Below are 13,374 nucleotides of genomic sequence, written 5' to 3'. Positions count from 1 at the left end.
GTAGGTTGCCGTAACATTGTTAAATGTTCGCTTATTATTTTGGATAGCCCTTAATCTGTTGCTTTAACTCTTTCAGTACAGCAACACCATCAACACCACGCTCCGCTGCCGCTTTAATCCAGGCCTCATCAACACCCACCACCAATTGTTTAAAGGCAGTCGCCATCGGATCATCTCGGTCAACCAGATGAATATTCACACCCATCTTTTGAGCGTACTCTAAGCCTGCTTTATCGCCTGCATCCCAGGCGGCACCCGCTAATGCCGAAAACTTCTCGCCTGACACGGCTAAGATAGCGTCGCGATCGTCTTTCGTGAGTGAATTGAGAAAATCAGGATTAATAAAAAATGAAAAACTACCGAGATACATCCCTCCGGGTAATACCGTAAGATTCGGCGCAACTTCCGTTAACCGATAATCTTTCTGTGACGCCACAGGCATAAAGACACCGTCCACAATACCTTGCTGCAACATCTCATAAACCTTTGAACCCGGCGCACTCACACCCGTTACCGAGAAACGTTCAGCCAGTGCAGTTTGAACACCACCACCTAATCGAATTTTCTTACCATTCAAGTCGGCTAATGAAGCTAGAGGCTTTATCGTCTGTATTTGACCGGGGCCATGCGTAAAAAGCCCTAGCACATGCAACCCGGCATGCTCGTTAGCCTGCGTGAAATATTTTTCATGTATCCGCCAATAGGCTACAGATGCAGCCTCGGCATTAGCATTCATTAAAGGTTGTTCTATTGCCTGTGTCAGCACAAAGCGGCCAGGAACATACCCGTGATAGCTCCAACTTGCATCGACAACATTGTCTTCCACCAACTCAAACATTGTTTTGGGATGACCCAAGCCATACTCGAGTACCACCTTCACCCGCCCCTGAGTGGCTTCTTCAACCCATTTGCCCCATGTCGGAAAAACAACACTGTTTTGGGGATGCTGGGGTGAAGCCCAAGTCGCTATTCGTAGAATCTGAGTCGCCATAACGCTCGATGATAAACCCAGTAAACTACTCATTATCAGAACCCTGATGAGGTAACCTTTAATCATTTTGACACCTATTATTTTTATTTGATGTGATTTTTTAGTGCTAACAACACAATATGTATAAATCTTAAAGTAGAGCCTCTATTCATTAAAAATGTTTACTCAACATTCTTTTGTTAAGCGCGATAAAACTCGGGGAAGATCGCATTATCAGAAGGATAGCTGCCAGGGCTCACGCGAACCTCCTCAGGATTAACACTGGGGTCGGTGCCCGGTCTTGGGTCCCAGATAGCATCATCGCCTAACCAGCGGGTTGAGAGAGCCATTCGATCCTGAGTACTCGATTCGTTACCCGGTGCGCCATGCAGAGTCCAAGCAGAGAACAGCAAGGCATCACCGGGCTGAAGATCAAAGCCGATAATATCGAAATCATCGCGGGCAGCTTCAATATCCGGGCATGGAACGCCCTCGCCAGTGCCTGTCCAAGCATTCTTATCAGCGCCTGATGCGCCGAAAGCCTCCGGCAAATAAACCAAATCGTCTTGCTGAGATCCGCGAACAAACTCTAGGCCACTGCCCGCTACCGTCACCGGCGTGAGTGCTAGCCATACGGAGGCAATCTGCTTTCCCTTGAACGGCCAGTAAGGCACATCTTGATGCCACGGCGTCGGTATGGCTGTTTCAGCTTTCTTAATCAATAGATGGTCAAAATAGAAGCGGGCGCTCTGACTCTGCATCGCCTGGGCCGCTAGACGGGCGCAACCGGAGTCCTTGGCATATTGGTAGATGAGATCATGGGAGCGCCACAGGTAACGGTCGGTAAACATCCGCCCTTTTTCGGCCCCAGGGTTCGCATCATTACAGAGTTTACCGGGGTTTTCGAGTTGCTGCTGACCAAAGGCAAGCAGCTTGGCAATCCACTCGGGATCAACCGCATTACGAATACACACAACACCGTCTTGCTGATACTGAAGAATCTCGGTCTCGGTCAAGTTTCGCTGAGTCATGTCAGTTTCCTTTTATATTTATTGTTGACCTGACTATAGCGTTCTCAATAGTATTGATTAAGTCTATAAAGTTGATATCTATTATGGAAAAATTTGATTACAGCGCACTGAGCTTTAAAAGCCTTAAAACGCTTAAGCTAATCTATGATTTAGGTTCGCTAACAGCGGCAGCGATAGAGCTTGGGCAAAACCAACCCACCATCAGCTATACGCTGGATCAAATGCGGGCCGCCCTGCAAGACCCGCTTTTCGTTCGCTCTGGCCGAGGTGTAGCGCCAACGAGTCGCTGTCATCAGATCATGCCGGAGATAGATAAGCTGCTTCGAGGGATGTCGGAACTGCTTCAACCGGAGGAGTTTGAACCCAGCAATGCCAACCTAGACGTCACCATCTCTTGTAATCAGTATGAATTACAAATCATCGTGCCCAGCTTGGTAGAGCGATTAAATCGGCTAGCACCCAATATCCGTATGGCCTTTATTCAGTCCCATGTGAGCGGGCATCGTCAGTTACAGCGAGGCCTATGCGATCTGCTGCTCTCTCCGGTCGTACGTGATTATGAAGCGCTCTACCAACGCCGGTTATTTAAAGACCGCTATGTCTGCCTGATGTCCGCTGCACACACCTTAGCCAAGCAACCGATCGGCCTTGATGACTACCGAGCCGCGAAACATGTAGAGATCCATTATGAGGGCGGCTGGAAACCATTCTACCTAAGCGCGCCAGAGCTGCAGGGGGTGAATTTAAATGTCGCCCTAAGCCTACCCAGTGTCTCCAATTTGATTCCGACAATCGCCAGTACCGATCTACTGATGACACTACCTGAACGGTTAGCGCGTCTGATTGGCGGATCCATGCTAATTAAAGACCCCCCCTTTATCAGTGATTTTGAACTCTGCTTATATTGGAACAAAATGACCCACCACTCAAAGGCCCACCAGTGGTTACGAGAACAGATCATCGATATTTGTAGCACGCTGGACAGCCCCAGATCGACAACTTAAAGCGGTTCTTATTGGCGCATGAAAGCCCGTTAGCGGGTCAAACACCAGATAGCGAATAACGGTTTATCCAGCGATTGCATGGCATGAAGAATATTGGAAGGGTTGTACACATAGCCACCCAGACCCGGTGAGTGCCAAGGGTTATCCTTTTGACGCCAGCGCCCCTGACTCAAAACGATATAGACCTCTTCCGGTGGATGGTGGTGATCGGGGTAGGTTATACCTGGCTGCATCAATGCGACACCCACGGTAATATCCTCGCGAATATCTAGCCCTCTCGGGCCGATGATCTGCGCATTCAGGTGACCCGCCATAAACTCAGGTCTATCGGGTGCCGATCTTTGATACCAGGTTAGGTAATCGGCGATAGCGAAGAATGAGTGAGCCAGAGGATGTAGCCTGACCGGTAGTTCATCAACACTCTCAACCAATTGCGCCATGAGGCCACTCAAGGGGTTTTCCTGCTTCTCCCGTGCAGCGATAGGATTCTCAACTTTAAGCCCTTCGCAGATCTCCCGAACCGCCTCTTTCGCCGATAATGGAAAACCGACGGGCTCTCTCAACAGTTGACGCAGTTGCGCCTGAAATTTATGCAGTGACGTATCCATACAACATCTTGAACCACGGCACCCTTACTACTCTGCCGTTTCTATTTTTTTAATATAGGCTTGCATCGATGCCAGATTAAGCTGATCGACCTGATTCTGAATTTGTAGCTTAACGTTTGTCTTAGCTTCGCTAGAATAGAGTCGATAGAGGGCGAAATTAACGCCCAGCGACAAAACAAACAGCAACACGACCACGATTAACGCATCCAGATGAATCTCAAACTTTTTCAATGTTCGTCCTTTTCTAAACCGGGCTCGATCCGCTTTAACCACTGATCGGCAGGTTCGGGTATCGAAAACAGATAACCCTGCATCAACGGCTGACCATTCTGACGCAGATATTCGGCTTGTGCCTCGGTCTCAACGCCTTCGGCAACCACGCTGAGTTTAAACCGTGCCGCGATCTGCTGGATAACATTGACCAGCTCCGCATCGTTCGGATCATTCAGCATATCGCGGATAAAACTTTGATCTATCTTTAGCTCGGTCAACGGCAGGCTCTTAAGGTAATAGAGGCTGGAATAACCGGTGCCGAAGTCATCGATGGAAAAGCTGACTCCGGAATCGGCTAGCGCAATCATCTTGCCGACCACCCGATCAATATTATCCAGCATCGTACTTTCCGTCACTTCGATCACTAACTGACTAGGCGCCACGTTATACCGCTGTAAACACTCTTCCGTGTAACTAACAAAGTCATCGCACTGAAAACATTCAGAACTCACATTAACCGACATTTTAAGCTGGGGATGACTCTCCCGCAGCGGCCCTAGTAGGGCAGATACATGATCAATCATCCAGCGATCGATCTGAACAATAAGGCCTGACGCCTCTGCCAACGGGATGAACGCCGCAGGGCTAATTAAGCCCTCTTCAGGATGCACCCAACGGACTAACGCTTCCGCGCCATGTAACCGACCATCGGAATAGATCTGTGATTGCAGATACACCCGCAGCTGCCCCTGCTGAATGCCTAAACGTAATTTATGCTCATCGGTAAGGCGCTGTTCTATACGTTCGCCCATATCGGTTTCAAAAAAGACGACCGCACCATCATTACCGGTATTTTTCGCCCGAAAACAGGCGGTTTCAGCATGACTAATGACAGAGGAAACAGGCTCTTCCGAACTACCCGGATAGATCGCAGCGCCCACCGCCGCCCGCAACTGAAACAGATCATTTTCAATGGTTTTCGAAATCTCGGCAACCAGCGCCTGAATACCATAGGCATGTTGATGTACGGTGTCGGCGGCCTCTTCAGAGCTCCCATGCACTTGCGGCAACAGCATCGCAAATTGATCACCCTCCAAGCGTGCCAAGGAGTTACCATCGGTTAAATAACCGGTCAGCGCCTGTGCCAGATCAGCCAACACCTTATCGCCCAACGCCGAGCCCCGGGTCACACAGAGATTACTAAATCCCTGTAAACCAAACACCAGCAATGCGCCAAAACCCCCTTGTCGATAGGTGTTACCCAACAACTGAGATAAACGGTCGGTCAGCAGCAGTCGATTCGGTAGCGAGGTTAAGGGGTCGTGCCAGGTCAGAAAATCCATCCGCTGCTGAACTTCACGTAGCTGAGTAATATCGCTGAAGACACCGATATAACATTTAACCACCTCGTCTTCATCGTGGACCGCACTGATGGTCAACAATTCGAGATACAGCTCACCGTTCTTGTTCTTATTCCAAACCTCGCCTGTCCAGTGGCCGGTGCTTTTAATCGATTGCCACATCTCGCGATAAAAACATTCATCATGGCGACCAGACCTCAACATACGAGGGGGTTGCCCTAATACTTCCTCTTCGGAATAACCGGAAACTCGGGTAAAGGCGCTATTAACGGCAATGATCTTTCCCTTAGGGTCAGTAATCATCACACCATCACTGGTACTTTCAAACACCTGCGCAAATAGTTTCTGACGCTCACGCACCTCTTCCAGTTCAGTTGAATAACTGAGCATCTGGGTATGCTGCTTCTCCAGTAAACAGAGCTTGTAATGCAGCCGCTGGTTCGCCTCTTCTAACTGTTTGACCAGACTTTTCAGCTTTAGGTGGGTATTCACCCGCGCCCTGACCACCGAGACAGTAAAGGGCTTGGTAATATAATCCACCGCGCCTAATTGCAGCCCATGTTCCTCAGAATCCGACTCGCTTTTTGCGGTCACAAAAATAATAGGGATATGGCTGGTTGCACTATCAAGCTGTAGTTGTTTACAGACCTCATAGCCATCCATACCGGGCATCATGACATCGAGCAAAATAAGATCTGGCCGCTCTTTGTGAATCAAAGACAAGGCTGAGGGGCCATCGGTCGCAATCATAATATCGAAGTCGGCCTGAAGTGATTGCGCCAGCACATGAATATTGCTGGGGACATCATCAACCATCAACAACAAAGGTCTTGCGGTTGATAATGTTCTATTCATCAGGGCTCCTTGGTTCTTCGCTGAAGCAGATCCGATTACGGCCGGAACCTTTTGCTTCATATAACTGCTTATCGGCTAACAAAAATAGGGATTCAGGCGGTTGGTCGTTATTTGGCTCCAAACAAGCAACCCCCACACTAACCGTGACTCGATCATGATCGGCATCGGGGGACTGCGGCATATTTAACGCCCGCACCTCAACCATCAATTTTTCAGCCACCGCTACAGCACCCGCCAAGGGGGTATTGGGGAGCACAAAGACAAACTCCTCGCCGCCGTAGCGCATTAGCTGATCAGATGCTCGACTGATCACTTTACTCAGTGCAGCCGCTAACGCCTGCAAACACTCATCACCCTGCCGGTGACCGAAAAAATCGTTGTACAACTTAAACTGATCAATATCCACGACCAACATGGACAAACAGCTACCTTTGCGTTGCAGCCGCCCCCACTCCGCAGCCAAACTCAGATCGTAAGCTCGCCGGTTACCGATACCCGTTAGTGCGTCAATCAACGCTCGCTGCTCCAACATATCGGTGCGGCGCTTAAGCTCTAAGTGAGTGCGCACTCTTGCTAGCAGTATAGGCGAAGAGATAGGTTTATGAATAAAATCCACCGCGCCAAGTCGAAAGCCTTTCAACTCATCGATCTCTTCATGCAGCGCGGTCACAAAGATTATCGGCAGATCGCGAGTCTCGTCGTTACCTTTAAGTTCATGGCAAAAACTAAAGCCATCAACCTCGGGCATCATCACATCTAACAGGAGGATATCGGGAAGCTGTGTGCGTAGCACCTCCCTCGCTTCAGCCACACTGCGGGCAATCAGTACTTCATAGTGAGGGTTTAACAGATCACCCATCAGCCGCAGATTAGTCAACTCATCATCAACGACCAGCACCCTGGCAGGTGAACTCGGCCGACTTTGTTGTTGATGCTCTGTTTGCATGAACGATTTGACCATATAACGCTACTCAATCCATACAATGACAATAGAAGAAAGTTCTTAACGTGCAACAACCACTTTAGCAGCCCAGTGCCCGTTTACCAAGCAGATCATTTTTCACTTCTCCGCTTAGTCGCTGGGGCCCTCTTGCGCATCATTTTCCTGCTGCCAATGGGTCTTAATGATCTGCTGCGCATGCGGATAATCAAAGCCATCGATGGCTCTGATCAACCCCTGTAGCCAGTGACCGCTGGTGAAATGTTTATACGTATCCAGCTTGGCTATTAAGTCCGCAGGAACTAAGCGATGCCGGTCAACCAGAGCGGCTATTTGCTGTAATAGCTGTTCTAGTTCAGCGGCGCTCTCTTCACTTAGATCATCACTACCCTCCGTTTCCGGCTGTTGCAGATGCGGTTGAATATATTCAAGCGTGCAGCTAATTATCTGCAGTAACTGCTCCAATGACGCGGCATGAAAGTGATTCAAATCGGCTATTTCCAGCTCTAACGACGCGGCTTCCCGCTGTAACGGTAGAGCGCCCACATTACCGGCAATGCCTTTAAGCGAGTGCAGTGTTTGCCTCAATAAGCTAGGTGATGTACCCGCCACCACCGCCGGTAGCAACTGGGCATCGAGCCTGCGAAGATCATCACTGAACGCTCGCAACAGCCCCTGCAACGCCGCCTCGTCATTACCTAAGCGTTGCTGTAATTGATCGAAACTAATCCACGTTTGTTCATTCTCACCGCACCCCTCTGGTGCCATGGGTGCGTCAGAAAAAGAGGCGACGATTTCATCGGCTTTGAAATATCGTTGCAGCGTGGTGGCCAGCTGAGTTAGCTCAATCGGTTTAGTGATATAACCATCCATACCCACTTTAATCGCAGCGGCTTTGTCCTCTTCGAGAATGGCGGCGGTCATGGCAATAATAGGCAGATGCTGCCCAGCCGGTTCTGACGCCCGATAATCTTTGGTCGCGGCAAAGCCATCCAGGTTCGGCATCTGCAGATCCATCAATACCAGATCATAGGCGTTGGTCGCCAATTGATCTAAAGCCTCTAGTCCATCACTCGCTAGATCAACGCTGACACCCAATTTTTTGAGCATCACCTTAGCAACTAATTGGTTGGTTTCTTGATCCTCCACCAGCAGGATTCTTTTGCCCTTCAAGACTTCACTTTGATCTAAATAATCAGCAGCCATCGGTTTAGGCCCCCGCCCTAAGCTACGCAGCACACCGTTATACAGCCTGCGCGGGGTCACCGGTTTGATGATGACCGCATCTGGCTGCGAGGGGGTACCGATCAATTCCGCCGCACTCTCATCCGAATTAATCATTAACAGAACATGCCGCGCCCGACCGCGCTGTTCGAGTTCGGCGGACAACGCCGGCCAATGGCTACGACTACTGCTATCAAACATAATCAGATCCGCCTGCAGCAGCTCCGGTGAATCAAGCCCTTCGGCTTCACTGCTCACCACGGTAACGCTCGCGCCCAAAGATGTGAGTAGATCATAGCTAATACGCTGGCCAGTCGGCTGAGTATCCACCATTAACACCGTCACGCCCTCTAACCGCCCCTCGAGCAAATGGTCACTCCCAGGCACACGCCCTACCATTGCACTAAAACGAAACTCGCTTCCCTTGCCAAAGACACTGCTCGCCTCGATGCTACCGCCCATCAACTCCGCGAGTGATCGACAAATAGCTAACCCCAATCCGGTGCCGCCATATTTTCGCGTGGTTGATGCATCTAACTGAGAAAATGAATCAAATAATAGGTGGATCTGATCTTCCGGCATACCGGGGCCGGTATCGCTCACCCGGAAACCCAACCTAATCTGATCGGCCTCACAAACCGCATCGACCGTCAGAACAATCTCGCCCTCGGCGGTAAATTTAACCGCATTACCAATCAGGTTATTTAATACCTGCCCCAATCGAAGTGGATCACCGATCACTTTTGCGGGCAGATACGCCGGCAGATCAAGATAGAGACGTAAACCTTTTTCGTGAGCATCAATAGCGAAGAGGTCGATCGAGCGGGTAACCACCTCCTCTAGTTGAAATTCGGTGTGTTCCAGCGCTAACCGATTAGCATCCATTTTGGAGTAATCGAGAATATCATTGAGCAGGCTCAACAGGGCTCTAGAGGCGTTAAACATCCGCATAATATAGTCACGCGCCGTGTCGGGTAGATCAAACTCCGTCAACAACTGACTCAGACCCACAATCGCATTCATCGGCGTACGAATCTCATGGCTCATATTCGCTACAAATTCGCTTTTCGCCTGACTGACGGCCTCTGCTTGCTGCCGCGCTTGTTCGAGCATCTCAGAGGCCTTCGCTCGTTCGGTCACATCCACCACCGCAACGATAATCACCTCTTGATCCTGATAGATAATTGGCCGCGCCGTTAATTCGACACGAATCTCGCTACCATCCTTTTTACGGTGCACCGACTCCTGAGACAGATCTGTAGCGATGAGGGTTGGTAGGGTACAGCCGTCCACCACCATATCCGTCAGCATCATCCCCTTGAACTCATCACGGTTATATCCATAGTGAATCTCAGCCGCATGGTTGATCATCAAAAACTGACCGCTGGCACGTTCAAGCAGCATCATCGGCACCGGTGCTAACTCAAAAACTTCGTGATAGCGACGTTCACTGGCTTTTAACGCCTCTTCAGCCTGTTGCCGTCGAGTGACGTCAATGATGATCGAGAGAATCAAGGTTCGATGCGCCATTTCGATCTTACCGTTACGCAGCTCAACCACTCGTTCATCACCATTCGCTAAGATATGCGTTAAACGGATCAACTTTTCCTGATTGGTCTGCAGTGATGCGCTCGACGAACTCAGACTATCCAGAGTCATACGCTTAAAGGCATCGATGCCGTAACCGTAAAACTCCAACGCCCCCAAGTTGGCATCAAAGATACTGCCATCCTCTGGATCACTGAGCAGCATCACCACCCCCGCATTGCTGAAGAGTAGTCGGTGCCGCTCTTCACTAACGCTGAGCTCTTCGGTCATCTCACGGGCTAAACGCTGCGCGGCTTTTTGTGAAAACGAGAGATTGGCGACAATCCAAAACAGCAGTAAATCAAAGACTAAGCCGCAGATCGCGACAATGATGGGCTGGCTTTTTTCAGCCCCGGTGAGATAGCCTGGCCGACTATAGAGATAGAGGCTCCAATTATGGCCGCCCATATCCAGCACATAAAGACCATCAAATGCCGGATCATGCCCTTCGGCTCCGTACCGAGGAGAAATACCAGGCACATTGTTATAAAGGATCTTATCCGCGGAGGCTTTAGAACCATCATAGATCTCAAAATCGATATGATCCTGACCGGAGCCCAAGATCCCCTGCATGAAATCGCCCATCCGAAAAGCACTAAAAACGTAGCCAAACAGGGCCTTGCGCCGCTGGGCTAAAGTCTCTACCGGCTCTCCGCTACGGTACAGCGGATAGTACATCAGGAAGCCATATTGCGTATCGGTGTCGGTCTCTTGCACCAACGTAACCCGCCCAGACACGGTCGGTTTGCCGGTATCTCGGGCAATATTCATCGCCTGTCGTCGGGTAGGTTCCGAGTACATATCAAAACCAAATGCGCGCTGATTCCGCCAATCAAACGGCTCTAAATAAACGATGGCACTATAAAGATCTCTTGGGCCCGGCGGTTTAATACTGTAGTTTTGGAATCCCTCTCCCCGTATCGCTTTTTGATGTGCATTAAGATCTTCAGGTTCTACCATGACCGCATAACCCAACCCCTGAATACCGGGGAAGTGCTCCTGTAGATCAAGTGTATCGGTAAAAGCCTTCCAGTCTTTGCGGTCGAGATCATTGGCAACGTTAAATAGGCCACTGCCACTGCGCAGTGCCATCGCATATTCGGCCATCCGCTGCTCCATCGCTTTATGCACATCCTGAACCTGAAACGAAAAACGCTCCCCTGCACGCTGTTTCACCGCGCTATCCGAGATATACCAAGCCAGACCCGTTAATACCAAAGAGACGAACAAAACAACCCAAGCGATGATCGGACGGTGCTCTAAAAATTGACGAATACTGATGCGATACGTGGCTGGTTGGGTTGGCATAGATGATGACTCCTACTAATGGACACGAGATCCCTACGACTACGCTATAAACATGCCTCTACCCATACGCTGATATAAAAAGGCTGAGTCAATATATGTAACCTATTAAGACTAGAACACATTAACAGGTTATCCATTAACGCGGGAGATGTCAGGTCAATCATCAAGAACAAAGCAGGCAAAACAAATAATTAGCTCACCTACGCGGTTGCCATCCATGCTGGATAAGCCCTCGTTAGCAGGCTCACCATGGATTCAGATATCGAGACCAATGCATTACTAGACTGTCACTCAAGCAGCTAAACTGTTCGGCATTGCACCCCAAAATGCAGTAAAATGCCGCCTTTACTATAACTAAGTAACCATTGAGCGGCTGACGCGGCTCTTTAACTCCGGATTTTTATCAGATGATACGTGTTTCAAATATTAAACTGCCCCTTGACCATGATGAGCAGGCCCTTACCGATGCCATTTTAGCCACCCTCGACATTACCGCTGAACAATTGACCGCGGTTGAAATCCGCCGTCGTGGTTACGATGCACGCAAAAAAAACACTATTTTTCTGATCTACACCCTGGATATCGACACCACCATTAATGACGAATTACTGGTAAAGCACGCCAGTAATCAATCCATCCGACAGACACCGGATATGGAGTACAAATTTGTTGCACAAGCGCCGACAGATTTGCAGGAACGCCCACTGGTGATCGGTTTTGGCCCCTGTGGTCTACTCGTCGGCCTCATACTGGCGCAAATGGGTTATAAGCCCCTTATTATCGAGCGGGGCAAAGCCGTACGTGATCGCACCAAAGACACCTTTGGCTTTTGGCGGCAGAAAAAGCTTAATCCGGAATCCAACGTTCAGTTTGGTGAAGGCGGCGCAGGCACCTTCTCTGACGGTAAGCTATCGACCCAAATTAAAGACCCCAAGCAATATGGCCGCAAAGTGCTAACCGAATTCGTAGAAGCCGGTGCGCCAGAAGAGATCATGTATGTCAGCAAACCCCATATCGGTACGTTTCGACTGGTCTCGATGGTGGAAAAAATGCGCGCCAAAATCATTGAGATGGGCGGCGAGATTCGCTTCAGCGCCCGAGTCGATGATCTACATATCGACGACGGTCAGGTAACCGGCGTTACCCTGTCTAATGGCGAAACCATCCATTCAAAACATGTTGCTCTAGCGATCGGCCATAGCGCCCGAGATACCTTTCAGATGCTGTTCGATAAAGGCGTCTATATGGAAGCCAAACCGTTCTCGGTGGGTTTTCGTATCGAGCATGAACAATCACTGATCGACCGCGCCCGCTTCGGTAAAAACGCAGGCCATCCTATTCTCGGGGCGGCAGATTACAAACTCGTGCACCATTGTAAGAGTGGCCGTTCGGTCTATAGCTTCTGCATGTGCCCAGGCGGCACCGTGGTGGCAGCTTCCTCAGAAGAGGGTCGCGTGGTGACCAACGGCATGAGCCAATACTCCCGTCAGGAGCGCAACGCTAACAGCGCCATCGTGGTCGGTATCGATCCCTCCGATTACCCCGGCAACCCATTAGCCGGTGTCGATTTTCAGCGGCAATTGGAGAGCAATGCCTATCTGATGGGCGGTGAAAACTACGATGCGCCGGCACAGAAAGTGGGCGACTTCCTCAAAGGCCGTTCCTCAGCAGAACTCGGCGATGTCCAACCGTCGTTTAAGCCCGGAATAAGACTGACCGATCTATCCAAGGCGCTACCCGACTTCTGTATTGAAGCGCTGCGCGAAGCGATCCCTGAGTTTAATAAACAGATTAAAGGCTTCGCCAAGGATGACGCCCTGCTCACCGGCGTCGAAACCCGCACCTCATCGCCGATTTCGATTAAACGTGGCCACGATATGCAGAGTATTAACACCCGTGGCTTATACCCCGCAGGTGAAGGTGCCGGCTATGCCGGCGGCATCATGTCTGCCGCGATCGATGGCATTAAAATCGCCGAAGCGATCGCATTAAGCATCAATGAGCAGCAGGGCTAATACGCTGATTCCCGTAGGGTGCCGGTGAGGAACGAACCGCACCGATGGTGATGAAATAATCGCACCGATGGTGCCAATGACAATAATACAGCTGGCGCTGATGTCGATGGTGCGGTTCGCAAAGCTCACCAAGCACCCTTGTATCTCTCAGCGATGGATGATTAGCTATCTCCATTGCAAAGAAGTCAGTCAGTTTGGGAGCACCCTTAGCACTTTGATGCTGTGCCGTAGATTAAACCTGACTTCTTTTTTCTCCAA

At 50.0% G+C, this 13,374-nt stretch carries 9 protein-coding genes; 2 read left to right on the top strand and 7 right to left on the bottom strand.

The window, feature by feature from the left end:
- Positions 1 to 34: 34 nt before the first annotated feature.
- Together EH243_RS02235 and EH243_RS02230 are read right to left on the bottom strand one after the other, a co-directional pair.
- Positions 35 to 1,024: a TRAP transporter substrate-binding protein gene (locus EH243_RS02235; protein WP_241234972.1), complete on the bottom strand. Its 990-nt coding sequence runs from the start codon at positions 1,022 to 1,024 to the stop codon at positions 35 to 37.
- Positions 1,025 to 1,170: 146 nt separating this feature from the next.
- Positions 1,171 to 2,001 carry a phytanoyl-CoA dioxygenase family protein gene (locus tag EH243_RS02230; protein WP_126157019.1) on the bottom strand — a complete coding sequence of 277 codons (831 nt, stop codon included), beginning with the start codon at positions 1,999 to 2,001 and terminating at the stop codon, positions 1,171 to 1,173.
- A gap of 83 nt (positions 2,002 to 2,084) precedes the next feature.
- On the opposite strand from EH243_RS02230, the gene EH243_RS02225 reads away from it, so the two are divergent.
- The gene (locus EH243_RS02225) at positions 2,085 to 3,005 is read left to right on the top strand and encodes a LysR family transcriptional regulator (RefSeq protein ID WP_126157018.1); all 921 of its coding nucleotides are present in this window, start codon (positions 2,085 to 2,087) and stop codon (positions 3,003 to 3,005) included.
- 29 nt (positions 3,006 to 3,034) lie between these two features.
- Here the strand turns inward: EH243_RS02225 and EH243_RS02220 are convergent, their stop codons facing one another.
- From EH243_RS02220 to EH243_RS02200, 5 genes are all read right to left on the bottom strand, one after another.
- On the bottom strand, positions 3,035 to 3,613 hold the full coding sequence (locus tag EH243_RS02220; RefSeq protein WP_126157017.1) for a dimethylsulfonioproprionate lyase family protein: 579 nt from the start codon (positions 3,611 to 3,613) through the stop codon (positions 3,035 to 3,037).
- Positions 3,614 to 3,640: 27 nt separating this feature from the next.
- Positions 3,641 to 3,844 (bottom strand): hypothetical protein, encoded by a 204-nt coding sequence (locus EH243_RS02215; protein WP_126157016.1) that lies wholly within the window; start codon positions 3,842 to 3,844, stop codon positions 3,641 to 3,643.
- Positions 3,841 to 6,042: a two-component system response regulator gene (locus EH243_RS02210; RefSeq protein WP_164549029.1), complete on the bottom strand. Its 2,202-nt coding sequence runs from the start codon at positions 6,040 to 6,042 to the stop codon at positions 3,841 to 3,843. Before EH243_RS02210 ends, EH243_RS02215 begins: the two co-directional genes overlap by 4 nt.
- Positions 6,035 to 7,003, bottom strand: coding sequence for a diguanylate cyclase (locus EH243_RS02205; RefSeq protein WP_206441479.1), 969 nt, complete (start codon positions 7,001 to 7,003; stop codon positions 6,035 to 6,037). The genes EH243_RS02210 and EH243_RS02205 overlap by 8 nt, the downstream gene beginning before the upstream one ends.
- Positions 7,004 to 7,114: 111 nt before the next feature.
- On the bottom strand, positions 7,115 to 11,101 hold the full coding sequence (locus EH243_RS02200; protein WP_126157014.1) for a CHASE domain-containing protein: 3,987 nt from the start codon (positions 11,099 to 11,101) through the stop codon (positions 7,115 to 7,117).
- Between the two features lie 407 nt (positions 11,102 to 11,508).
- On the opposite strand from EH243_RS02200, the gene EH243_RS02195 reads away from it, so the two are divergent.
- Complete coding sequence (locus tag EH243_RS02195; RefSeq protein WP_126157013.1) at positions 11,509 to 13,116, top strand: NAD(P)/FAD-dependent oxidoreductase; 1,608 nt, start codon at positions 11,509 to 11,511, stop codon at positions 13,114 to 13,116.
- Positions 13,117 to 13,374: the final 258 nt, after the last annotated feature.

The organism is Amphritea opalescens (assembly GCF_003957515.1).
GTDB lineage: Bacteria > Pseudomonadota > Gammaproteobacteria > Pseudomonadales > Balneatricaceae > Amphritea > Amphritea opalescens.
Note: the sequence above shows the minus strand (reverse complement) of the source record. Positions and strands in the feature narration are given on the sequence as shown.